General features: G+C 71.3%; 20 protein-coding genes. 12 read left to right on the top strand and 8 right to left on the bottom strand.

The features are described 5' to 3' along the window. Positions 1 to 41 precede the first annotated feature (41 nt). From ACIQZN_RS34210 to ACIQZN_RS34200, 3 genes are read right to left on the bottom strand one after another with little or no spacing between them, the layout of a single operon-like run. On the bottom strand, positions 42 to 1,058 hold the full coding sequence (locus ACIQZN_RS34210; RefSeq protein WP_404002492.1) for a LacI family DNA-binding transcriptional regulator: 1,017 nt from the start codon (positions 1,056 to 1,058) through the stop codon (positions 42 to 44). Positions 1,059 to 1,113: 55 nt separating this feature from the next. Continuing rightward, entirely contained in the window at positions 1,114 to 2,040 is a 927-nt protein-coding gene (locus ACIQZN_RS34205) for an ROK family protein (protein WP_404002491.1), read from the bottom strand. Continuing rightward, a complete protein-coding gene (locus ACIQZN_RS34200) occupies positions 2,037 to 3,749 on the bottom strand; it encodes a class I mannose-6-phosphate isomerase (RefSeq protein ID WP_404002489.1) in 1,713 nt (570 codons plus the stop codon). The genes ACIQZN_RS34205 and ACIQZN_RS34200 overlap by 4 nt, the downstream gene beginning before the upstream one ends. 273 nt (positions 3,750 to 4,022) lie before the next feature. Between ACIQZN_RS34200 and ACIQZN_RS34195 the strand changes: the two genes are divergently transcribed. The 9 genes from ACIQZN_RS34195 to ACIQZN_RS34155 all read left to right on the top strand — a co-directional run bounded on the left by ACIQZN_RS34195 (position 4,023) and on the right by ACIQZN_RS34155 (position 16,739). Beyond that, entirely contained in the window at positions 4,023 to 5,339 is a 1,317-nt protein-coding gene (locus ACIQZN_RS34195; RefSeq protein ID WP_404002487.1) for an ABC transporter substrate-binding protein, read from the top strand. Further along, a complete protein-coding gene (locus ACIQZN_RS34190; RefSeq protein ID WP_404002485.1) occupies positions 5,336 to 6,274 on the top strand; it encodes a carbohydrate ABC transporter permease in 939 nt (312 codons plus the stop codon). The genes ACIQZN_RS34195 and ACIQZN_RS34190 overlap by 4 nt, the downstream gene beginning before the upstream one ends. Positions 6,275 to 6,276: 2 nt before the next feature. After that, positions 6,277 to 7,107 carry a carbohydrate ABC transporter permease gene (locus tag ACIQZN_RS34185; protein WP_404002483.1) on the top strand — a complete coding sequence of 277 codons (831 nt, stop codon included), beginning with the start codon at positions 6,277 to 6,279 and terminating at the stop codon, positions 7,105 to 7,107. 69 nt (positions 7,108 to 7,176) lie between these two features. Further along, positions 7,177 to 8,355, top strand: coding sequence for a glycoside hydrolase family 76 protein (locus ACIQZN_RS34180; RefSeq protein ID WP_404002482.1), 1,179 nt, complete (start codon positions 7,177 to 7,179; stop codon positions 8,353 to 8,355). Between the two features lie 52 nt (positions 8,356 to 8,407). Continuing rightward, complete coding sequence (locus ACIQZN_RS34175) at positions 8,408 to 11,497, top strand: alpha-mannosidase (protein WP_404002480.1); 3,090 nt, start codon at positions 8,408 to 8,410, stop codon at positions 11,495 to 11,497. Between the two features lie 155 nt (positions 11,498 to 11,652). Further along, positions 11,653 to 12,486 (top strand): IclR family transcriptional regulator, encoded by an 834-nt coding sequence (locus tag ACIQZN_RS34170; RefSeq protein ID WP_404002479.1) that lies wholly within the window; start codon positions 11,653 to 11,655, stop codon positions 12,484 to 12,486. A gap of 139 nt (positions 12,487 to 12,625) precedes the next feature. Then, on the top strand, positions 12,626 to 14,293 hold the full coding sequence (locus ACIQZN_RS34165) for an OPT/YSL family transporter (protein ID WP_404002477.1): 1,668 nt from the start codon (positions 12,626 to 12,628) through the stop codon (positions 14,291 to 14,293). 55 nt (positions 14,294 to 14,348) lie between these two features. Next, positions 14,349 to 15,416, top strand: a complete 1,068-nt coding sequence (locus ACIQZN_RS34160; RefSeq protein WP_018103123.1) for a hypothetical protein — start codon at positions 14,349 to 14,351, stop codon at positions 15,414 to 15,416. 48 nt (positions 15,417 to 15,464) lie between these two features. Then, positions 15,465 to 16,739 carry an alpha/beta fold hydrolase gene (locus ACIQZN_RS34155; protein WP_404002475.1) on the top strand — a complete coding sequence of 425 codons (1,275 nt, stop codon included), beginning with the start codon at positions 15,465 to 15,467 and terminating at the stop codon, positions 16,737 to 16,739. 81 nt (positions 16,740 to 16,820) lie between these two features. On the opposite strand, the gene ACIQZN_RS34150 is transcribed toward ACIQZN_RS34155, so the two are convergent. The 4 genes from ACIQZN_RS34150 to ACIQZN_RS34135 form a co-directional block, all read right to left on the bottom strand. Continuing rightward, entirely contained in the window at positions 16,821 to 16,994 is a 174-nt protein-coding gene (locus ACIQZN_RS34150; RefSeq protein WP_404002473.1) for a hypothetical protein, read from the bottom strand. A gap of 68 nt (positions 16,995 to 17,062) precedes the next feature. Then, positions 17,063 to 17,230, bottom strand: a complete 168-nt coding sequence (locus tag ACIQZN_RS34145; RefSeq protein ID WP_404002471.1) for a hydrophobic protein — start codon at positions 17,228 to 17,230, stop codon at positions 17,063 to 17,065. A gap of 43 nt (positions 17,231 to 17,273) precedes the next feature. Next, positions 17,274 to 17,489 (bottom strand): hypothetical protein, encoded by a 216-nt coding sequence (locus tag ACIQZN_RS34140; protein WP_404002470.1) that lies wholly within the window; start codon positions 17,487 to 17,489, stop codon positions 17,274 to 17,276. A gap of 82 nt (positions 17,490 to 17,571) precedes the next feature. Next, on the bottom strand, positions 17,572 to 18,081 hold the full coding sequence (locus ACIQZN_RS34135; RefSeq protein WP_404002468.1) for a lamin tail domain-containing protein: 510 nt from the start codon (positions 18,079 to 18,081) through the stop codon (positions 17,572 to 17,574). A 99-nt stretch (positions 18,082 to 18,180) separates the two neighbouring features. On the opposite strand from ACIQZN_RS34135, the gene ACIQZN_RS34130 reads away from it, so the two are divergent. Together ACIQZN_RS34130 and ACIQZN_RS34125 are read left to right on the top strand one after the other, a co-directional pair. Beyond that, on the top strand, positions 18,181 to 19,119 hold the full coding sequence (locus ACIQZN_RS34130) for a sigma-70 family RNA polymerase sigma factor (RefSeq protein ID WP_404002563.1): 939 nt from the start codon (positions 18,181 to 18,183) through the stop codon (positions 19,117 to 19,119). Positions 19,120 to 19,176: 57 nt separating this feature from the next. Continuing rightward, entirely contained in the window at positions 19,177 to 19,740 is a 564-nt protein-coding gene (locus ACIQZN_RS34125; protein WP_404002466.1) for a dihydrofolate reductase family protein, read from the top strand. A 179-nt stretch (positions 19,741 to 19,919) separates the two neighbouring features. Here the strand turns inward: ACIQZN_RS34125 and ACIQZN_RS34120 are convergent, their stop codons facing one another. Further along, positions 19,920 to 20,564: a hypothetical protein gene (locus tag ACIQZN_RS34120; RefSeq protein WP_404002464.1), complete on the bottom strand. Its 645-nt coding sequence runs from the start codon at positions 20,562 to 20,564 to the stop codon at positions 19,920 to 19,922. Between the two features lie 276 nt (positions 20,565 to 20,840). Between ACIQZN_RS34120 and ACIQZN_RS34115 the strand changes: the two genes are divergently transcribed. Beyond that, positions 20,841 to 22,394 (top strand): alpha/beta hydrolase, encoded by a 1,554-nt coding sequence (locus tag ACIQZN_RS34115; RefSeq protein ID WP_404002462.1) that lies wholly within the window; start codon positions 20,841 to 20,843, stop codon positions 22,392 to 22,394. Positions 22,395 to 22,576: the final 182 nt, after the last annotated feature.

Below are 22,576 nucleotides of genomic sequence, written 5' to 3'. Positions count from 1 at the left end.
GAGGGCAGACCGGTGCCGTGGAGATGGCGAGGAAGTCCGGGTCAGCGTGTCCCGTAGCGGATGACGCGGGTGGGTACGACGGTCCTGCGGGCCGGGATCGGCTCGGCGGACGCGCCGTTGATGCGGTCGATGAGCATCTGTCCGGCTCGTCGGCCGATCTCGTCCGCGTCGTACGACACGATCGTCAGGGGCAGGCCGAGGACGTCGGCCAGGTCGAAGTCGTCGAAGCCGGCGAGCGCGACCGGGCGGCCGAGGCCGTGCACGGCGCGGATGGCGCCCTGCGTCAGCCGGTTGTTGGTGCAGAAGAGGGCGGTCGGCGCGTCGTCGGCGCCGAGGAGCGCGCGTGCGGCGGCCTCGGCGGTGGGTACGTCGGTGAGGCCGCGCCGTACGTGGGACTCGGCGGGTTCGATCCCGGCCGCTTCGTGGGCTGCCCAGTAGCCGCGGAACCGCTCCGCTCCGGTGTACAGGGCGGGCGGGTTGCCGAGGAAGCCGATGCGGCGGTGGCCGTCCGCGATCAGCTGCCCGACGGCCTGCTCGGCACCGCCGAAGTCGTCGACCAGGACGCAGTCGGCGTCCATTCCGGCCGGCGGCCTGGAGGCCAGGACGATCGGCATTCCGCGCAGCGCCCCGGGAGCGAGGTGCCGGTGGCTGCTGCCGGCCGGGACGACGATCATGCCGTCGACCTGACGGGCGGTCAGGTCCTCGACGAGACCGCGCTCCTTGTCGACCTGCTCGGCGGTGTTGCTGAGCAGGACCCGCAGGCCGTGTTCGGAGGCCACCTCCTGCACGCCCAGGGCGAGGCGGGAGTAGAACGGGTTGGCGAGGTTGGTGACGACGAGGCCGATCATCCCGCTGCCGCCCAGGCGCAGGCTGCGTGCCGTCTCGTTGCGCCGGTAGCCCAGCGCCTCGACGGCGGCCAGTACACGTTCCCGGGTGGTGCCGCTGACCCGGGCGTCGTCCTTGAGCACGCGGGAGACGGTCATGGCACTGACACCGGCGCTCGCGGCCACGTCGCGCATCGTGGGGGCGCCGTTGTCGCCCGCGCGGTGCTGTGCCATGTGCGGTTCTCCTGCGGATCGGTGGACTGGCCCGTGGGTCGGTGACGCGGTCATTCTAGGTCCGTGCCCGGGGAGCGACGGCGGCCCCGCGCAGGGTCCAGTGCGCGGCGCCGATGAGGGGCGCGTCGGCCGGGTGCCGCGCCGTGACGGCCGGGGGCGCGGCCCCCGGTGCGCATGCTGCGATGCCGTCGCGCACCGCGGGCCCGAGCAGGTCCCAGGAGCCGGCCATCGATCCGCCGACGACCATCAGGTCCGGCCGGAACCGCTCGCACCAGGGCGCGAGGGCCCGCCCCAGGGCGCCGAAGCAGTGCCTGATCGTGTGCAGGGCGGGCCCGTCGCCGGCCCGGGCCGCGCCGGCGATCTCGTGCACGTCGGGCAGGGGGCCGTCTCCGGGCAGGGCCGCGGCGGTGGCGTGGAACCTGCGGATGGCCCGGCGCGAGACCACCTCCTCCAGGGGAAGCCCGTCGACGGTGAGCCGGTGGGCGCGGCCGCCGGGCGGTACGTCGGGTCCTTCGGTCACGGGCCGCCCATCGTCCAGGAACGAGGAGCCGACGCCCGTTCCGAGGGTGACGCACAGGACCCGGCGCCGCCCTGCCGCCGCGCCCGCCCGGTACTCGCCCAGGGCGAAGGCGTCCGCGTCGTTGACGAAGCTGATGCGGCGGGGGGCTCCGGGGAGCCGGAGGAGCAGTTCCGCTCCGACGTCGACGCCGTGCAGAGACTCGAACTTGCCGATGCCGCGGAAGCGGCCGACCCCGGTTTCGTAGTCGAAGGGGCCGGGTATCGCGACGCCCCAGTGGGCGCCCGCCGGGACCTCGGCCCGGGAACCTACGGCGGCGATGGCGTCGAGGAGCTCCCCGGCGGGTGCGTCGGCGGGGACCGGCTCCCGGACCACGGTCAGGGGCGCCGGCAGCGCGGACGTGGTGTCGATGACGGCGGCCGTCACGTGGGTGCCGCCGATCTCCAGTACGGGGACGTGGCTCATGCCGGGGCCACCAGGGACTTCACCACGTGCACCGGTTCGCTTCCGACGGGGTGCAGCCGGTAACCGCCCACGCCGGCCGGGATGGTGAGGGTCTCGGCGAAGGCCAGGTGGTGCCGGTCCCCCCGGTCGGTCTCCACGACGACACCCCCGCCCGAGGAGACGTTGAGGATGTGGAAGCGGCCCGCGGTGTCGTCCTCGGCGGGCCCGGGGCCCTCGATCACGAAGCGGTGCACCGCGTAGAACATCTCGGGCAGTGCCCCGATGACCTCCTCGCGCCAGGCCCGGCCCTCGCGCAGGGTCCTCGGCTCCTGCACGAGCTCCTTGAGGACGTCGTCGCCCCGGCGCGCGGTGTCGAGGTTGGCGAAGGCGTGGGCGGAGGAGAGGGGCCTCGGCGCTCCGGAGACGCCCTTGCGCAGCCAGTCGTAGAAGCGCAGGGAGTAGAGGTAGGGGGTGGCGCTGATCTCCAGGACCAGGTTGCCCTCGCCGGAGGCGTGCGGGGTGCCGGCCGGGATCATGTAGAGCTGCCCGCTCTCGGACTGGTGCGTCATCACGTGGTCCTCGACGCGCAGCGGGGTTCCCTCGGCCGCGGCCGCCTCGACCTCCTCGCGCATGACTGTCACGTCCGTACTGTCCCGCAGACCGAGGTAGACCTGGGCACCGGGGTCGCACGCGGTGACGTAGTAGGTCTCGTGCTGGGTGTAGGGCCACCCGAAGGTCTCCCGCATGTACTGCTCCCGGGGGTGCAGGTGCAGGGAGAGGTTGCCGCCGCCCACGGTGTCGAGGTAGTCGAAGCGGATCGGGAAGGAGGTGCCGAAGCGGCGGTGGACGTCCGGGCCGAGGAACGTCTCGGGGTGGAGTTCGCACAGCAGCTGGAAGGGCAGTTCCACCTGGGCCGTCTCGTCCTGGCCGACGAGGACTCCGGCTTCGGGGGCGATCAGCTCGTAGCCGAGGGCCGTGTTGCCGTGGCGGGGTTCGAAGCCGAGCTCCCGGGCGGCCCACTGACCGCCCCACGGGGTGGAGTTGAAGAAGGGCCGGCTGCGGACGGGGCCCGAGGCCAGGGCGGCGAGGGTGGCCCGTACCGCCGCGCCGTCCAGCGAGGCCGGGGCGTGTGCGCCCTGGAGGTCGATCCAGCGGTCGATGCGGGGGGCCAGGCGGTCGCGGTGGCGGTCGCCGACGGGCCAGTCGGTGTAGAAGAGGCTGCGCAGCTCACCGGGGGTGCCGGGGCGGCCCAGGTTGGCGCCGAGGGGCAGTTCGGCGCGGGTGACGGCCTCTTCCGCGTACCGCTTGGGCAGGTCGGCCCACCACAGCAGGTCGGGCTCGCTGAGCGCGGCGCCGGGGCCGAAGACGAGCAGGACGCCGTCGGCCGGACGCGGCTGGACGGGAGGTGTCTCGAACAGGTCGTCCATGGAGAACCCGGCGAGCGGCAGGAAGAACGGGTCGGCGTCCGCGTCGGGCACGCAGAGCCGCTGGACCGCGTCGGCCGACCACAGGGCGCGCACATCGCACAGCGTGACCTCCATGCCTCGTGCGCGCAGGGCTGCGGCGAGGGCACCGGCCGTCGCTTCCCAGTCGAGTGCGGCGGGGCCGTCCAGGGCCAGGACGACCGGCGTCGTGGGCACGTCCGCGACCGCGGCGGCCCAGCCGGTGACGACGGTGCCGCCGGTGACGGCGTACCGGGGGTTGCGTTCATAGGGACGGGGCTGGTGCACAGAAGCTCCTGAGTAAGGGACCGGCGAGCATCCGCATGGTATCGATAACACCCCTGGCCGAACAAGGTGGCCATCGAATCGACCCACCAAAACCTGCTCTGACAGGTCTTTTTCTGGGTTCCCCGAGAGAACCCCTTGTTTCGGCCACATGGTGTCGTTAACATCCTCGCAACCCGGATGGCGACGACGCACGCCGTACGCGCCTTCGGTGGTCTCCCCACCGCATACCGGAGCCCAGGCATTCCCCGCCGGGGTCCAGAGGGAAGTGAGCCCATGAGATCCACCGGCGAGACGACAGAGCGGTCGTCTCACCCGCTCCGCCGGCGCACCGTGCTGGCCGGCCTCGGGGCCGGCGCGGCCGCCGCGCTGGCCGGCGGCTGCGCACGGGGCGACAGCACCGCCGCGAAGCCGGGGACGACGTCCCTGGCCAACGACAACGCGACCTGGGACGACGGTTACGTGGCCGCCGGACGCGAGCTGAAGAAGCTCACCGGCTACGCGCTGCGGCCGCTGTCGAACCCGAACCCGACCGCGTACACCCAGGTCACGCAGATCTCGCTGCAGACGACCAAGGCGACCGACCTGATCAAGTGGCAGGCGGGCTACAACCTCAAACAGCTCGCCCGCACGGGCAGCCTCAGTGATCTGACGCAGCTGTGGGACGCGTACGAGCGCAAGGGCTGGGTGACCAAGTCCCTGCGCGACTCGATGTCCTACCGGGGCGCGGTGTACGGCATGCCCCTCTACCAGTCGTACTACGTGCTCTTCTACAACACGCACGTCTTCGACAAGCACGGCCTGCGCGCGCCGGAGACCTGGGACGAGCTGCTGCACACCGCGGAGGTGCTCAAGAAGTCCGGTGTCGTCCCCTTCGTCGCCACGCAGAGCGGAAACTGGCCCGCCTACGAGTGGTTCGAGGAGCTGATCAGCAAGGTCGACCCGGTCTTCTACGCGGATCTCATCGCAGGCCGGGCCCGGTACACCGATCCGCAGGCGCACAAGGCCATGCAGATCTGGCAGGACTTCATGAAGAAGGGCTGGATGACCCCGGCCGACTTCGACCAGAACAACGGTCCGGCCGCGCTGAAGACGGGCAAGGTCGGCATGTTCCTGCACGGTTCCTGGCAGTCGCAGGGACTGGCGGCGGCGGGCATGAAGCCGGGTGAGGACTTCGACGCCTTCGTCCTGCCTCCCGTCGACGCCTCCACCAAGCGGTCCGTGATCACCGAGGCGGGCGTGCTCGCCGTCCCGGAGAAGGCCGTCTCGCACGACGCCGCGATGGCCAACGCGGGCCACTGGCTGCACCCCTCGGTCCAGCGGGTGTGGACCGACTTCCTCCAGGACGGCTCGGCCAACCCGAAGGCGGTCACGTCCAACCCGGTGCTCGCCCGGCTCAGGAAGCGGGCGCTGGACGAGCACTGGACCGAGCTGCCCCGCTACGGCCAGTCCGGACCGCCCAATCTCATGCAGGGGAACACCGATGACCTGGGAGCCTTCATGACGCATGCCATGTCGCCCGAGGCGACGCTGCGCAGTATGGCGAGCCGTGCCACCAAGGAGTGGGCCGCGTGGAACAAGGACGAGTCATGACATCCGCCCTCGACACGCGTCGCACCTCCACCGGCCCCGCGGCCCCGCCCGCTCCCCCGGCCCGCAAGCCCTCGCGGGGGCTCAGGGACCGGTTCGCCTCGGCCGGATTCCTCGCCCCGGCCGTCCTGCTCGTCGGCGGCCTGCTGCTCGCGCCGTTCATCGTGACGCTGTACCGCGGCTTCTTCAGCGACGGCCGGGTCTCCGGCTTCACCTGGTTCACCAACTACGGGCTGTTCTTCAGCGATCCGGTCCTCGCGAAGTCCGTGGAGAACACCCTGATGTGGGTGGTCGGCACGGTGGCCCTGCCGCTGGTCCTGGGGCTCGGCATCGCGGTGATGACGAACGGCTCCGGGTGGTCCCGGATCGCCCGGCTGCTGGTGGTCCTGCCGTACGCGATATCCGGCTCGGCCGTGGCCGTCGTCTGGAACTTCCTCCTGACCACGGACGGGGCGGCCAACCAGGCGCTCGACGCGCTGGGGCTGGGGTCCTTCGCCCAGGGCTGGCTGCTGGAGTGGCCGGGGAACACCCTCGTCATGATCGTCGCCAACACCTGGCAGGCCACCGGAGTGGCCGTGATCCTCTTCCTGGTCGGTCTGCAGACCATCCCTCCGGAGACCCTGGAGGCCGCGTCGCTCGACGGCGCCGACGGGCTGCGCAAGTTCTGGTACGTGGTCCTGCCGCAGCTGCGGACCGTGTCCGTGATCGTCGTCGGCAGCAGTCTGGTGAACGGGCTGAAGTCGTTCGACCTGATCTGGGTCCTCACCCAGGGCGGCCCGGGCCGCAGCTCCGAGACGCTCGCCGTCTCGATGTACCAGGAGACCTTCCTCGCGCTGCGCCCCGGCGCCGGAGCGGCGGTCGCCGTCGTCCTCACCGTCATCGTGCTGCTGGCCTCCTGGCTGTATCTGCGGCGCCAGCTCACTCCGAAAGGCGCCTGAGCATGTCCCTTCGCCGCGTCTCCGCCGGCACCGCCGTCCGCAACACGGTTCTGGTGCTCGTCTCGCTCCTCTGGGCCGTACCGACCTGGCTGCTGCTGGTCAACGCACTGGTGCCGGCCGCCGAATACGGCGGCGCGCCGCACTGGCTGCCGCACGGCGGGTTCGGTCTGTTCGACAACATGTCCGAGGCATGGTCCCGGGCCAGGCTCGGTCCCGCGATGGGCAACAGCCTGCTGTACGCGGTGACCAGCTCGGCCGCGGCCATCGTGGTGGCCACGACCGCTGCGTTCGCCACGGTGATCATGCCGGTCAGGCGCAAGGCCCTGTGGTTCTGGCTGATCTACTCGGGCACGCTGCTGCCCCTCCAGGTCTTCCTGCGACCGCTCTTCCTCGCGTACGCCAACACCGGCTTGTACGACGCGCAGTTCGGGCTGTTCCTCATCTACGCGGCGGTGGCGATCCCGTTCGCGTACTTCATCATGCGCAACTTCGCCCAGACGCTGCCCCCGGAGGTGATCGAGGCGGCGCGCCTCGACGGCGCCTCCTGGTGGCGGGTGTTCTGGCAGATCCACGTACCGCTGTCCCGGTCCGCGATGATCGCCGCGTTCGTCTTCCAGTTCGTCGCCGTCTGGAACGACCTGCTCTTCGGCATCACCCTGTCCACGAGCCGCAACATCCGCCCGGTGATGGCCGCGCTCGCCGAACTCCAGGGCAACTACTCCAACGTGGGGCCCCCGGTCGTCCTGGGCGGAGCCCTGCTGGTCTCGCTGCCGACCGTCGTCCTCTTCTTCGCGGCGCAGCGGTTCTTCGTCAGCAGCCTCAAGCTCGGCTGAGTCCCGCCGCACCCCCCGATATCAGACACCCGCACCGACGCCCCGAGCCGCTTCCCGAAAGGCATCCCGGTGAAACTCTCCGCCCGCACCGCCCTCGCCCTGGCCGCAGCGCCCCTGCTCTGCGCAGCCCTCTCCCCCTCTCCCGCCCTCGCGGCAGGCCATCCGGCGACGGGCCCCTGGAAGGCCCGGGCCGTGCAGACGTACGACGCGCTCCAGCATCACCTGTACCAGGGCGCGGACGACCACGGCCTTTACCAGGAGGCGACACCGCACCGCGACGCCGACAACGCCCATTCCTATCTGTGGCCGATGCGGGAGGCGGCGGCCGCGACGGTCGACATGGCCGCCCTTCCGGGGTCGGGCCGGCGCTACACGGCGGACGCGGCGGAACGCTTCTCGACCCTGGAGCTGTACTTCGAGCCGCGTGACGGCAGGCCCGGCTACGACTCGTACCTCCCGGCACCGCTCGGGCAGGGCGGTGACGTCTTCTACGACGACAACTCCGTCGTCGGGCTGTCCCTGCTGGACCAGTACGAGGCCACCGGGGACGCCGTCTATCTGCACCGGGCCGAGCTCGCCTTCGACATCGTCAGCCGGGGCTGGGACGACGACCCGGCCAAGGCGTGCCCCGGCGGGATGCACTGGGTCGACTCCCCGGCCAACGACATGCGCGCTGCCAACGTCACGGGCCTGGCCGCGGAGCTGGCCGCCCGGCTCCACCAGGAGACGCACGAGGGCGGCTACCTGACGAGCGCGCAGCGGTGGTACGAGTGGAACTGGTCGTGCCTGCGCCAGTCCCCCGGTCTTTACCGCAACAGCCTCGGCGACGACGGCTCCGTCAACTCCACCCTGTGGACGTACAACTCCGGGGCCATGATCGGCACCGCCACCACGCTCTACAAGGCCACGGGGGACCGCACGTATCTCCGCCGCGCCGTACAGGACGCCGAGGGGTCGCTCGCGTACTGGAAGGAGGGCGAGCGGCTGCACGACCAGCCGGCGATCTTCAACGCGATCTACTTCGACAACCTCCGGATGCTGGACGGGGTCCGCCACGACCCGGCCTACCGGCAGACCGAGAGCGCCTACGCGGAGCGGGTCTGGAAGGAGAACCGCGATCCCGCCAACGGCCTCTTCCGCTTCCAGCCCTCGGGCGGCGGCGACTACGAGCCGACCGCCTCCGCCGAGACCCTCGAACAGTCCGCGATGGTCCAGATCTTCGCGGGTCTCGCCACCGAAACCTCCTGACCCCGCATCCTCGCACCGAACCGGCACCATGCCAGAGCGGAGAACCCTCTCCATGCCCCGCCCCGATCTGTCCCGCCCCTCCTGGTGGGACTCCGACATCGCCCGCGACATCCTGCGCGACCGCGGTGTGAGCGCCACCGGTGTCCTCGGCGGACACCCCGTCCGGCTCTCCTGCGAACCGCTGCTGCGCCACGACGGTGACGGCGGGCTGCTGCAGTCCGTGCGCATCCAGGCCGGCCGCCCCCTCGCCCGGGTCGCGGTCACCACTCTGTCCGGCGCCTCCGTCCGCAGCGAGCTGATACCCGGGCCGGCCGGCGAGACCCGGCTGCTGGTCCCGGAGGTGGACGCTCCGCTGCCGGTACTCGTCGAGCTGCCCGACCTGGCTCCCGGCGAACACGTCGAGGTGCTGCTGACCCCGCAGCGGCACTGGACGCTGCACCTGGTGCAGCACGCCCATCTCGACATCGGCTACACCGACCCCCAGGGCACCGTGCTCGCCGAGGGCCGCAAGTACCTCGACTCCCTGCTCGAACTGTGCCGTACGACGGACGACCGGCCCGACGCGTCGAAGTTCCGCTGGGCCGTCGAGGGGTTCTTCAGCTTCGAGAACTGGTCGGCGAACCGGCCGCCGGAGCAGGTCGCGCAGTTCCTGGAGCGGGTGCGTCAGGGGCGTATCGAGCTGACGGCGATGCCCTTCAACCTGCACACGGAAACGTGCTCGACGGACGAACTGCACGAGTTGCTGCGCCCGGTGCGCGAATTGCGCGCCCGGCACGGCATCGACGTCACCACGGCCATGCAGACGGATGTCCCCGGTCAGGTGGTGGGCCTGCCCGACGTGCTCGCCGACAGCGGCATCCGCTACCTCTCGGTCGCCCACAACTGGGCGGGCCGGGCCGTGCCGCACCACACCGGCGGCGGGGCTCTGCCCCGGCTGTTCCGGTGGCGCGCGCCGGGCGGACGCAGTGTGCTGGTGTGGCGCACCGACACCCCGCACGGGCTGGCGTACATGGAGGGCTCGATCCTGGGCTTCGACGAGTCCTACGACCGGGTCGACGACCTGCTGCCGCACTATCTGTCGGCGCTGGCCACCCGGCAGTACCCGCACGAGGGGCGCGGGATCCCCGGATTCCCGGTTCTGGACGAGGAGTTCAAGGGCGATCCGTACCCGTGGGACGTCCTGCACCTGCGGGTCCTGGGCAAGTTCGCGGACAACGGCCCGCCGCGGCGTGTCATCGCGGACACCGTGCGCAGGTGGAACGAGGAATGGGCCTTCCCCGCCCTGCGAACCTCACGCAACGAGGACTTCTTCCTCGACGCGGAAGCCCGTTACGGGGACCGTCTGGAGACCTTCGAGGGCGACTGGAGCGACTGGTGGGTCGACGGGGTCGGTGCCGGTGCGGTCCCGCTGGCCGCCACCCGTGACGGTCAGGCGGCGCTGGCCGACGCCCAGACGGTCGCCGGGCACGCGGAGATCCTCGGCGCGGCGGGTTCGGGCACCACGGCTTCGGCGCCCGACGTCTACCGGGCTGCCTCCCTGTTCAACGAGCACACCTGGGGCGGTGGCGATCCCTGGACGCACGGCGACCACGGGCACGCCTCCGGTGAGCGCCAGTGGCACTGGAAGTACGCCCAGGCGCTGCGCGCCCACGACGACGCGAAGACGCTCCTGGACGGCGCGGGTGCGGCGCTCGGCGGCAGGCTCTCCCCGCGCGAGGGGACGCTCGCCGGTTTCTATGTGACCAATACGTGCAGCTGGCCGCGGTCGGAGACGGTCCGGCTGTTCCTTCCCGAGAGCACGGTCGCCCTGGAGGACCCGGTCCGGGTGCTCGACGCCCGCGACGGCTCGGTGCTGGAGCACACCGAGGAGGCGCAGTCCAACGAGCTGCACCGGGCCGCGGGCCGCTTCCTGCTGTTCCGGCTCACGGAGGTGCCGGCGCATGGCGCGGTACGGGTGGATGTCGTCCCGGGCCAGGAGCCGCCGGCCGTCCCCGAAAGCCGTGCCGAGGAGCCGCCGGTCCTGGAGAACGAGTTCCTGCGGGTGCGGGTGGACCTGCGGTCGGCGTGGATCGGCTCGGTGGTCGACAAGCGCACCGGCCGGGAGCTGGTGCGCCAGGACGCCACGGTGGGTCTCAACGCCTATGTGTACGACGAGTACGCCACGGCCGGGGGCTTCAACCATCAGTCGAGCAAGACCACGGCGAACGGGTCGATGCACCTCCTCGCCTCCCGCACCGCCGCGCCCCCGGCCGCGCTGGTGGACCGTTTCCGCGATGCGACGGGTGAGACGCTGGTCTACGAGTGCGCCCCGGCCGGCACCGAGCGGCTGCGGGTGCGCGTCCATCTGCCGCGCGGGCAGGCCCGGATCGATCTGGAGAACCGGATCGTGAAGCCGGCGACGCTGACCAAGGAGAGCGCGTTCTTCGCGTTCCCCTTCGCGATGCGCCGGCCTGCCGTCCGGATGGAGGCGACGGGCGGCATGACGGGTACCGGGCTGCCGGTCGTGCCCGGGTCCGCCCAGCACATGCGCGCGGTGCGGCGCTGGGTGAGCTTCGCGGAGGACGAGGTGGTCGCGGCCGTCGCCACGCAGGACGCGCCGCTCGTCCAGGTGGGCGGGATCGCCGTCCCGTACGTGCCGTATCCGCAGTCGCTGGCCCAGGACGAGCCCGGCACGCTCTTCTCCTGGGTGCACAACAACATCTGGGACACCAACTTCCCCTCCGAGCAGGCGTTCGACCATGTGTTCCGCTACAGCGTGTCCTTCGGACAGGCCCCGCACACCAGCGGGCCCGTGCTGGGCATGCACACCGCGGCCGTGGGCAGCCGCCCGCTGCTCGCCGTCCGCGCTCTGGGCGAGGAGAGTCCGGCTCCGGACGCCTCGTACGGATTGCTGAGCGTCAGCGACCGGCGCGTGCGCGTCGTGGGGCTCACCGTCCCGGCCCCCGGCCAGGTGCTCGTCCGGCTCCAGTCCTTCGCCGAGGAACCGGTCGCCTGCCGGATCACCCCCGGCTTCCCCGTCACGGAGGCCCGCACGGCGGATTACCTCGGGGCTTCCGGCGACCTCCTGACGCCGGACGAGGCGGGCACCACGACCGTCGACCTGCCCGTGCTGGGCACCCGCGCGGTGCTGCTGCGGCTGTAGCCGGCGGCCCGGGTGTCGGCCGGCGGCCTCGTCGAAACCATCGCCGTGCCGAAGAGCACCCTTGACACCACGCCTCGCTGATCACATAGTTCTCACCGCTGAGCGCAACGGCGTTGCGCTCAGCGCACCGGATCAGCGAGGAGAGTGACGAGGCCATGAACGAGGTGAACGGCGCGTCCGCCGGCGGCGCCGCCCACGGGGCCGACCGGCGCGACGACGCGGACGTCCTGGCCCCGCCGCAGCCGGGCGTGCTTCAGGGAGCGGACCGCGCCCTGCTCGCCCTGCTGTCGTTCACCGAGCGGCGCCCCGAGTGGGGGGTGAGCGAGATGGCGCGCAGGCACGGCTGGGACAAGGCCGTCGCCCAGCGCATCCTCACCACGCTCGCCTCCCGCTCCTTCCTGACCTGCGACACCACCACCCGCCGCTACCGGCTCGGCCCCGCCGTGTCCCGGCTGGCCCGCGCCGGGGAGCACAGCGGTGTACTGCCGTCGCTGGTCCGGCCGATCCTCGCCGGGCTGCTGCGGGAGACCGGCGAGAGCGTCGTGCTGAACGTGCCGCAGGGCGCCGGATACCGGTGCGCCGCCGCGGTCGACGGCACCGGACCGGTCCGCTACACCGCGATCGTCGGTGCCGTGATGCCCGGCCACGCAGGCGCGTCCGGCCACGCCATCTTCGCCCACTACTCCGAAGCGGAGATCCGCCGCCTGTTCGGAGCCACCCCGCTCCAGCGTTTCAACGACCACACCGTCACCGGCCTCGACATCCTCCTGGACCGGTACGCGGACGTACGCTCCCGGGGGTACAGCGTCAGCCACGGCGAGTACGACGAGGCCGTCGCAGCCGTGGCCGCCCCCGTGTTCCAGGCCGGCAGCATCGCCGCCTCGCTGACCGTCATCGGGCCCGCGCACCGCGTCGCCCGGGCCGTCGACCGCATCACCGAACTCGTTCTGGCCGGAGCCGAGGAGGCCACGGCCGCCTTCGGCTCCTGACCCGCCCGGCCCGGCGGCGCTGTCCGGCGGGCCCCGCATCCGTACGACATGCATCGTTCCGGAGTACGCGGATCGCCGCAGCCTGCCCGAAAAGTCCCTCCCCGTCCCGGGGCAGGGCCCACCCACCAAGGGGTGTTCCGTGTCGCATCACACCTCGCCGTCGGCCACCGCGCCGCCGCCCTCCGACTCCGGCCCCGCCGCCGCATCCTCCGGCGCCGGCCACCCCCGCGTGCGCGAACCCGTCGTGTTCGTCGTCCTCGCCGTGCTGTCCGTCGTCGGCGCCGTCATCGGCGCGGACCTCGTCGCCAAGCTGGGGATCTCCGCCAACACCTCGGTCGTCGGCGCGCTGATCGCCATGCTCATCGGCCGCATCCCGCTCGCCGGACTGCGCTCGATGCGCTCCGTGCACCGGCAGAACCTCGCCCAGAGCGCCATCTCCGCCGCCACCTTCGCCTCCGCCAACGCGCTGCTCACCTCGATCGCGGTGCCGTACGTCTTCGGGCGCAAGGACCTGGTGTGGCCGATGCTGGCCGGGTCCTTCGTGGGCCTGCTCATCGACACCTGGGTGCTCTACCGCTCCTTCGGCTCCCGGCTGCTGCCCGCCGACGCGGCCTGGCCGCCCGGACAGGCCGCCGCCGAGACGATCAAGGCCGGCGACAAGGGCGGGAAGCGGGCCCTGGTGCTCGGCGCGGGCACGCTCGTGGGGCTCGGCGGCACCCTGTTCAGCCTGCCGCTGTCCGCCGCCGGTGTCGCCTTCCTCGGCAACGTCTGGGCGCTGCTCATGTTCGGCGTGGGGCTCGGTCTGCGCGAGTTCAGCCCCGATCTGTTCCACACCGACCTCGGCGCCGGGTACGTACCGCACGGCGTGATGGTCGGCGCGGGCGTCGTCGCCCTCGGCCAGGCGGTCGTGCTCCTGGTCCGCCGCCGCTCAGCGCAGCAGCCCACTGCCGCGGCGACCGTCGCGGGATACGACGAGACGACCTCGTACACCGTTGACGAGAAGGCGCTGCGCCGGTCGCTCGTACGCGGTTACGCCCTGTTCGTCGCCGGAGCCGTGCTGCTCGCCGTCCTCGGTGGGCTGATCGGTGACATGAGTCCGCTGGGGCTGCTCGGCTGGGTGCTGTTCGCCGCGTTCGCCGCGCTCGTGCACGAGCTGATCGTCGGGCTCGCCGCGATGCAGTCCGGCTGGTTCCCGTCGTTCGCCGTCACCCTGATCTTCCTGGTCCTGGGACTGCTCATCGGCATCCCGTCGGTGCCGCTCGCGCTCCTGGTCGGTTACGTGTCGGCCACCGGCCCCGCCTTCGCCGACATGGGCTACGACCTGAAGGCCGGCTGGCTGCTGCGCCGCGAGCACCGGCCCTGGGACCCGTACGAGCGGGAGGGGCGCCGCGAGCAGTTCCGCGCGGCCCTCATCGGCTTCGCCGCGGCCCTCGTCGTGGTGGCCGTCCTGTGGCAGTCGTACTTCAAGCAGGGGCTGATCCCGCCGGTCGCCAAGGTCTACGCCGACACCGTCAAGAACGGCCTGGGCGAACCGGGTGTGCTGCGCACCCTGCTGCTGTGGGCCATCCCCGGCGCCGCCATCCAGCTGATCGGCGGCACCAAGCGGCAGATGGGCGTCATGCTCGCGACCGGCCTGCTGATCCTCACCCCGAACGCCTGCTGGATGGTCCTCGCCGCGCTCGCCGTGCGCGTCGGCTACCGCAAATGGCGCGGCCCCGCCGCCGACGAGGAACTGAACCTGGTCGGCGCCGGCCTCATCGCGGGCAGCTCCCTGGGCGACTCGGCCCAGATCATCAAGGCGAGCTGACCCCGCTCCCCCTCTACCACCTCCGCACACCCGCACCACCGCAAGGAGAAGATCCATGGAGATGTTCAGCCGGCTCGAACCCCGGTCCGAGTACCTGAGCTACGAACTCGCCCTCGCCGCTCGCAAGCTCGTCGAGCAGGTCATGCTCGTCAAGCCCGGCGAGCACGTCGTCCTCACCGGCGACACCAGCAGCGACCGCCGGGTCGTGGACGCCACCGCCCAGGCCGTCGCGGCGGCCGGGGCGCACCCCGTCGTCGTCTGGTACGAGACGATGCCCAGCTCCTCCATGGAGCCGCCGCGCCCCGTCGCCGGCGCCATAGCCGACGCCGACGTGTGGATCGAGTTCGCCGTCTCGTACGTGATGCACTCCGACGCGTTCCGCCGTGCGATGGCGAACGGCTGCCGCTACACCAACCTCACCGCCATGGACGTGCACATGCTCGTCGCGACGGTCGGCCGCCCCGACTTCGAGGGCGTCATCAAGCTCGGCAAGGCGCTGGTCCGCCTCCTGGAGCAGGCGGACGAGGTGCGCATCACCTCGGCCAACGGCACCGACATCACCGGCCGCAACGGCGACCGCCCCATCAACCTGCGGGGCAAGCCCGCCGAGAACCCCGGCGAGACCGTCATGCTCTCCGGCCAGATCTCCTGGAACCCGCTGGAGGAGACCCAGGACGGCGTGCTCGTCTTCGACGGTGCGCTGTGGCCGCCGGACCAGCTCGGTCTGCTGCGCACCCCGGTCCGCTGCACCGTCGAGAAGGGCGTCGTCACGAAGATCGACGGCGAGGGTCAGGACGCGGAGATCTTCCGCCGCTGGATGGAGTCCTGGGACGACCCGAACATGTTCCGCGTCGCCCACTGGTCCCTGGGCTTCAACCCGGGTGTCCCGGCGCCGACCGGCCGCATCGTCGAGGACGAGCGCGTCTTCGGCTGCGTGGAGCTGGGCATCGGCACCAAGGGTGCGTGGATCGGCGGCGAGCCGTGGGTGTCCGCCGCCCACACCGACGGCTCGGTCCTCGGCCCGTCGATCTTCCTCGACGGCGAGTGCATCGAGAAGGACGGCGTGTACGTGCACCCCGAGCTGGTCGAGATCTGCCGCGAGCTGGGCGTCGCCGGCTACTGACCGCCGCTCCCCCGCCCGCCCCCGTACACCCCGCCCCAGGAGCCGGACTTGACCGACGACCAGATCACGTACCGCCACAGCGGCCTCGTCTGCACCGATCACACCCTCGACGTACCGCTCGACCATGCCCGCCCCGACGGGCCCGGTATCTCCGTCTTCGCGCGGGAGGTCGTCGCCGAGGGCATGGCGGGCCGTGAGCTGCCGCGGCTGCTCTGGCTCCAGGGCGGGCCGGGCGGGCGGGCGGAACGCCCCAACGCGGCGGGCGCCTGGCTGCGCCGCGCGCTGAAGGACTTCCGCGTCGTCCTCCTCGACCAGCGGGGCACCGGCCGCTCCACCCCGGCGGACCGCACCACACTGGCCGACCGGGCCGACGCCGCGCAGTACCTCACTTACTTCCGGGCCGATTCGATCGTCCGCGACGCGGAGCTGCTGCGCCGCCGGCTGCAGGGCGACCGGCCCTGGACGGTCCTGGGCCAGAGCTTCGGCGGCTTCGCCACGCTCACCTATCTCGGCCTCGCCCCAGAGGGCCTGGACCGGGCCCTGATCACCGGTGGCCTGCCCACCCTGACCGGTCACGCCGATGACGTGTACCGAGCGGCGTACCGGCGTACGCTCACCGCCAACGCCCGGTACTTCGAGCGCTACCCGCTCGACCGTGCCCTGGCCGAGCGCGTCGCGGCCCACCTGGCGGACCACGATGTCCGTATGCCGTCGGGCGAACGCCTGTCGGTGCGGCGGTTCCAGACGCTCGGGATCACGTTCGGCACGGCGTCGGCCTTCGACTCCCTGCACTACCTGCTGGAGTGCGCCTTCGTCCCCGGGCGGGGCGGGCCGGTCCTCTCCGACACGTTCCTGCGGGGCGTCGACTCCGTCGTCTCGCTCGCGCCGCGTCCGCTGTACGCGGTCCTGCACGAGGCGATCTACGCGCAGGGCGGCCGTCCCACAGCGTGGTCCGCCGACCGGGTCCGGGCGGAGTTCCCCGAGTTCGACGCCTCCGCGGGCGGGCCGCTCCATTTCACGGGCGAGATGATGTACCCCTGGATGTTCGACGAGGATCCGGCCCTCGTCCCCCTGAAGGCGGCCGCGGACGCGCTCGCCCACCGCACCGACTGGCCCGCCCTCTACGACCTCGACCGCCTCGCGGCCAACACGGTGCCGGTCGCCGCTGCGGTGTACCGCCAGGACATGTACGTCGACCACGATCACGCCCTGACCACGGCGTCCCGGGTACGCGGCCTGCGCACCTGGGTCTCCGAGACCCATCTGCACGACGGGGTGAAGGCCGACCCGGGGGTCCTGGACCGCCTGCTGTCCCTGTCGTAGGGGAGCCGCCGGACGCGAAACGAGCCCTCGACTGCGAAGTCGAGGGCTCGTTCCGTGTGGGCAGGGACGCGAGGCGGCACGTCACCGCCTGCGGCGGGCGGCCCAGCCACTGCCTATCCCCGCCACGTGGAGGGCCAGGGCCGTGAGCCCCAGCAGCATCACGTTGGTCGAGGAGAAGACATCGTTGGTGCTGATATCCGCAGCGTTGATCAGGAAGGAAATGAAGAACAACACCGCAGCGACTATGCCGAGCACGGCAAGCCCCTTTCGTAGAAGTGAAATTCCCTATTACACCGCCGGAGCAGAACCGAGCAGCGAAGAATTCACCACCGGTACCAGCGGCCCCGCTTACCGTTGGCCGTCGGCCGGATCACGAATCCGAGGACCCAGACCACCAGCACGATGACCGCGATCCACCACAGCGCCTTCAGTGCGAATCCGGCACCGAAGAGAAGCAGAGCGAGCAGAAGAACAAGAATGACAGGAACCATGATTATCAACCTCCGAGACGTCCTGTGCCCCGGAGATTCGGCTTCACTCACTTGATCTTACGTAAAACTTATGGCTGCCGGTTTCGTGGCGGGCGCTGCCCCTCGGCCGGTCGGCTACTGGCCTGCCCGACGGAAGAGTGACAGAAGGGTCCGGGCCGGAGGAGAGGACGGATCGGTGCTGTTCGCTGCCGGGCAGGCCGGACAGCCGTACCACCTCGATCAGCGCGGTGCCGTCAACGGCCTCGATGGGGATCAGCATGTGCGAAACCGTTCGTGGTGGATGATCCCCCGTGCCGCGCGGACGAGGGCCGCGCGGCACGGGGGCCGCGTTGCCGGGGGCGTTACCCGTGATAGGTGATGTAGCCGTTGCCATCGCGGTCGTTGGCCTTCTTGGTGTACGCGTGGACGTCCGCGCGGGCGCCGGAGGGCTTGTAGAGGTAGATCGTGTCCTTGTCGTTGTTCCAGATGAAGTTGCAGTTCTGTCGGTAGACGACGTTCTTGGCGTCGGAGTCGGTGCCCCGGTTGCCCCGGAGCTTCACGTAGTCGCCGGGCTGCAGCGTGTGGGACTTGGTGAAGGTGAACTTGTTACCGGTGGCGTCCTTGACGACGTAGCCCTTGAGGTTGACCGTCGTGGTCCGCGAGTAGTTCTTGATCGTCAGGTACTCGCTCGCCGCGTTGCCGCCCGAGCACTTGTTGGAGTCGCGCCCCGGTGCGTCGTACTGGACGCCCTTGATCTTCAGGACGGAGGAGTACTCGGCAGCCTGGGCAGGGGTGCCGGCGGCGAGGCCGAGCGAGACGACCGAAGCCGTGGTTGCGGCGGCGGTCAGGGCATGACGGATACGGGTGCGCATGGCGCGATTCCCCCTCGGTGGTGCGGATGGAGCGCCCCAGAGCCTACCGATATATGTGACCATCAGGTGAACATAACTAGGAGAATGTGCGTGCACCGCTTGGAGTTCGAGCCGTTCCGGGGCGAGTTGACGGCGTACTGCTACCGGATGCTGGGGTCGTTCCACGAGGCCGAGGACCTGGTGCAGGAGACGTTGCTGCGCGCGTGGAAGGCCCGGGACCGGTACGACCCGGCGCGTGCGTCGGTGCGGACCTGGCTGTACCGGATCGCGACCAACGTGTGCCTGACCGCTCTGGAGGGGCGCGGGCGCCGTCCGCTGCCGTCCGGCCTCGGGGCGCCGAGCGACGATCCCGGGGCTCCGCTCGTACCGGCATCGGACGTTCCCTGGCTGGAGCCGTTTCCCGACGCGCGGTTCGACGTGGAGGTGCGGGCCGATCTGCGACTGGCCTGGGTGGCGGCGGTGCAGGTGCTGCCGGCCCGGCAGCGGGCGGTGCTGGTGTTGCGCGAGGTGCTGGCGTTCACCGCCGCCGAGGTCGCCGAGCAGTTGGGGACGACGGTCGCGGCGGTCAACAGCGCGTTGCAGCGGGCCCGTACGGCGCTCGCCGAGGTGCGCGATGCCGGTGCGATCGCCGAGCCGGACGATCCCGGGGTGCGGGCGGTCGTCCAGCGGTACGTGCGGGCGTTCGAGGCGGCGGATGTGCCCGCGCTGGTGCGGCTGCTGGCCGACGACGCCGTGCTGGAGATGCCGCCGGTGCCGTTGTGGTACCTCGGCAGCGGGGACTACGGCCGTTTCATGGAGCGGGTGTTCGCGATGCGCGGCACCGGCTGGGCCCTGCGGGAGCTCACCGCCAATGGGCAGCCCGCGCTCGCCGCGTACGCGCCGGGGCCCGGCGGTGGGCACCGTCTGCACACCTTGCAGGTCTTCACCGTCGTCGACGGCCTGGTCGCGCACAACGTGGTCTTCGCCGATCCGCGCGTCTTCGACGCCTTCGGCCTGCCGCGCGAGATTTCCGCGAAGGATTTCCGCCGGGAGCGATGAGTCGGGGCGGGGCCGCCGGTAGATACCGGTGAACACCGAACCGAGAGGAGCCTCATCGTGAGCGTCGTCGTCATCGAGTTCATCACGCTGGACGGGGTCGTGTCCGACCCGGACGGGTCCCAGGCCACCCCGTTGGGCGGCTGGGCGTTCCGGCACGGCCCGGAGGCGGTCGCCGGGGACAAGTTCCGGCTCGGCCGCACCATGGACGAGGGGGTGCTCCTGCTCGGGCGCACCACGTGGGAGCTGTTCTCGCGGATCTGGCCGGGCCGCGACGACCCGTTCGCCGCGCGGATGAACGCCGTGCCCAAGCTGGTCGTCTCCCGCTCCCTGGCCCCCGGCGACATGTCCGCCTGGACGAACTCGCGGAACCTCGACGGCGACTTGGTCGATGCCGTCAAGCGCGAGCAGCGGGACGTGGTGGTCGCCGGGAGCCTGAGCGTCGTGCGCCGGCTGATGGCCGCGGACCTGGTGGACGAGTACCGGCTGCTGGCCTTCCCCACCGTCCTGGGCACCGGGCGGAGGCTGTTCCCCTCGGACGGGCCTCACACCGACCTGGAATGCCTGGCCGCCGAGCAGGTGGGGGCCGCCGTCCTCAGCCGCTACCGCAGGGTCGGCCGCTGACCGGTGGGCCCGGCCTCCCCCTCATCGAACAGTCCGGCATCTGCGTATCCGGTGAGCGAGTAGAGGTAACAGGCCATCGGCCCACGGTCGTTCGCGGCTTCCTCCCGTTCCATGCGTACGAGTGTCCCGAACGCGGCAAGTGCTTCGCCGGACCGGCCCACGGTCGTGGGAGCGGGTGGTCAGCTGGTCCAGACGACCGGGCTGTCGCTGTACGCGTCACCCTCCTCGAACGACGCGACCGCGATGGGGTCGGTCTTCGTGGCGCTGAGCGAGCAGGTCTCGTAGGAGGCGCCCTTCGTGGTGAAGTCGCGGGGGGCCGTCTCGCTGTCGCACTTGCCCGGGAGGTCGCCGATCAGGATGACGCCCGTGGGCGCGCCGCCGGCCAGCTGGCCGCGCAGCCTCAGCGACGAGTAGGAGAGGTCCGTGCCGCCGACGTTCTCCACCTTCATGCGGATGTAGTACGGCGTCATGCCCTTCGCCTTGTCACCGAAGGGTGCCATGTCGGCCTCGGTGCCCTTCTCGATCGCCGTGACGGTGATGGCGACCGTGCCCTCCTTTGACGTCCCGTACTTGAACGGCACGACCGCGCGGTCACCGACCTTGAACTTCGTGCCGGGTGCGGCGACGTCATCACTGGGCTTGGAGCCGGCGTCGTCGCTGGGGTCCGCCGACGGGCTCTCGCTGCTCGGGGCGGGCGAGGACGGGGCGGAGGCCGAGGGCGACTCCGGCATCGCTGCCGGGTCCTCGTCATCGTTGCAGGCCGTGAGCCCGAGACTCAGGGTGGTGAGGGCAACTGCGGCGACGATGCGTCCCTTACGTATCATTTTGACCTAACTCGCGGTAGAGGCTGCGCTGTACGACAGCCGGAGGGTGTTCCGGGCAACACGGCGACGGCAGCGCGTCAATGAGGCGCGCCGCGACGCCCTACTCACCCTGGGCCAGGAATGACACAAACTCGTCGCAGAGACGGCACAGCCGCGCGACGGCTGTGCACCGCCTGTGAGCGGGTGGACGGCTTGTACGCTGCACTCATTCGACGGACATCAGTTCGGGCGTGCGGCACGGGGCGGGCGTCCAGGGGCGGGAACGCGGGGTCTGCCATGAGCGACGCACATCCGATACGGAGCCGCAGACCGGGCTTCTCGGTCGGTGCGCGCATTATCGTGGTCCTCCTCCTCGCCGTGATGGGGGCCGTCGGCGCCTGGATCCAGCGCGACGCCCGGCACCGGCACGCGGAGCCGCGTACGGAGTTCACCGCGACCAACCCGCCCGCCGGTCTGCCCGCCGCGCTCACCACCGGTCAGCACCTCCGCTGGTCCCGCTGCACCTCGCCGCCGACCGCGCGCGAGGGCTACGAGTGCGCCGTCATGAAGGCCCCCCTGGACTACCGGAAGCCGGACGGCCGGACGATCGACGTCGCCCTGATACGCCTCAGGGCCACCGGGCCGAACAGCCGGCGCATCGGCTCCCTCGTCCTCAACTTCGGTGGACCCGGCGTGTCCGGCGTGAGCGGACTGCCCGCGTTCATCCGCCAGTACGGGCATCTGCTCGACCGCTACGACCTGGTCTCCTTCGACCCGCGCGGCGTGGGCGCGACCATCCCCGTGCGCTGCGGGAAGACAGCGGACGACACCGGAGTCGAGGGGGGCGAGGCCTGCGCCAAGCACTCCGGGGCGATCCTCCCGTACATCGGCACCTCGCACACCGCGCGCGACCTCGACCTGATGCGCTACCTCCTCGGCGACAAGCGGATGCACTACTTCGGCGTCTCGTACGGCACGGCGCTCGGCGCGGCCTACGCCCACCTGTACCCGGCACACGTCGGACGGGTCGTCCTCGAAGCGTCGGTCGATCCGACCGTGGACCTCGACGAGGAGCAGGTGGCGCAGGTCAAGGCGGTCCAGGCGGCGTTCGACCGGTTCACCGTGCACTGCGCGGCCCGTATCCGCGACTGCCCGACCGGCGACGGGCCCGAGGAGGCCGCCCGCCGCATGGCGCGCCTGGCCGACCGCCTGGAGAAGAAGCCCGCCCCGGCCGGAGGCGGCAGGACCATCGACGCCGACGCCCTCGCGTCCGACGTCGACGACCACCTCGCCCGCGGCACCGACGGCTGGCCGCCCCTGGCCAAGGCACTCACCGCGCTGATCGACCACAACGACGGCCGCCCGCTGGACAAGGGCTCGGAACACACCGGCACCGCCGACCGGGCGGCGGAGCCGCAGGACACCAGCCGCGCCGCCCTGACCGCGATCACCTGCGCGGACTCCAGCCTGCGCCCCGACCTCGAACGTCTGGACAGGGACTCGCGGCGCGTCGAGGCCGCGTCACCGGTGTTCGGCGCGGCCTGGTCCAGCGGTGTCTACCTCTGCTACGACTGGCCGTTCGACGGCGAGCGGGTCACCCCGCAGGTGAACGCCGAGGGCGCGGATCCCATCCTGGTGGTCGGCGGCACCGGTGACCCGAGAACCCCGTACGCCGGTTCCCAGCACATGGCCCGCGCTCTGGGCGACGGTGTGGGCGTGCTCCTGACGGCCGAGGAGGAGGGCCACGGGACGTACCCGCAGAACCGCTGCGTCGTAAAGGCGGTCGACCGATACCTCCGCACGGGGCGCACACCGGCCCCGGGAACGGTGTGCCGGGGCGACATGTCCTAGGTGTATTGATCACGAGCGTTGTTAACGCTGGCAGGTCTTGATCATGGCGAAGACCTCCGGTGTGGTGGAGGTGTCTAGGCTCCACACCGGAGGTCTTCGTGCCCCACCGTAATGCCCGGCTGACCGTTCACGGCAGGCGGATTCTCATCGAGCGTGTCCTGTCCGGGCGTCCGGTCGCGCAC

It is taken from the genome of Streptomyces sp. NPDC097595 (assembly GCF_044761525.1).
GTDB lineage: Bacteria > Actinomycetota > Actinomycetes > Streptomycetales > Streptomycetaceae > Streptomyces > Streptomyces drozdowiczii_A.
The sequence above is the reverse complement of the archived record's forward strand: the minus strand, read 5'-3'. Positions and strand labels throughout refer to the sequence as shown.

Excerpts from the sequence above, each read along its gene's own strand:
- ACIQZN_RS34185 (WP_404002483.1), top strand. The coding sequence starts at position 6,277 with ATGTCCCTTCGCCGCGTCTCCGCCGGCACCGCCGTCCGCAACACGGTT.
- ACIQZN_RS34160 (WP_018103123.1), top strand. The coding sequence starts at position 14,349 with ATGGAGATGTTCAGCCGGCTCGAACCCCGGTCCGAGTACCTGAGCTAC.
- ACIQZN_RS34205 (WP_404002491.1), bottom strand. The coding sequence starts at position 2,040 with ATGAGCCACGTCCCCGTACTGGAGATCGGCGGCACCCACGTGACGGCC.
- ACIQZN_RS34115 (WP_404002462.1), top strand. The coding sequence starts at position 20,841 with ATGAGCGACGCACATCCGATACGGAGCCGCAGACCGGGCTTCTCGGTC.
- ACIQZN_RS34195 (WP_404002487.1), top strand. The coding sequence starts at position 4,023 with ATGAGATCCACCGGCGAGACGACAGAGCGGTCGTCTCACCCGCTCCGC.
- ACIQZN_RS34140 (WP_404002470.1), bottom strand. The coding sequence starts at position 17,489 with ATGCTGATCCCCATCGAGGCCGTTGACGGCACCGCGCTGATCGAGGTG.
- ACIQZN_RS34170 (WP_404002479.1), top strand. The coding sequence starts at position 11,653 with ATGAACGAGGTGAACGGCGCGTCCGCCGGCGGCGCCGCCCACGGGGCC.
- ACIQZN_RS34120 (WP_404002464.1), bottom strand. The coding sequence starts at position 20,564 with ATGATACGTAAGGGACGCATCGTCGCCGCAGTTGCCCTCACCACCCTG.
- ACIQZN_RS34210 (WP_404002492.1), bottom strand. The coding sequence starts at position 1,058 with ATGGCACAGCACCGCGCGGGCGACAACGGCGCCCCCACGATGCGCGAC.
- ACIQZN_RS34145 (WP_404002471.1), bottom strand. The coding sequence starts at position 17,230 with ATGGTTCCTGTCATTCTTGTTCTTCTGCTCGCTCTGCTTCTCTTCGGT.
- ACIQZN_RS34175 (WP_404002480.1), top strand. The coding sequence starts at position 8,408 with ATGCCCCGCCCCGATCTGTCCCGCCCCTCCTGGTGGGACTCCGACATC.
- ACIQZN_RS34190 (WP_404002485.1), top strand. The coding sequence starts at position 5,336 with ATGACATCCGCCCTCGACACGCGTCGCACCTCCACCGGCCCCGCGGCC.
- ACIQZN_RS34135 (WP_404002468.1), bottom strand. The coding sequence starts at position 18,081 with ATGCGCACCCGTATCCGTCATGCCCTGACCGCCGCCGCAACCACGGCT.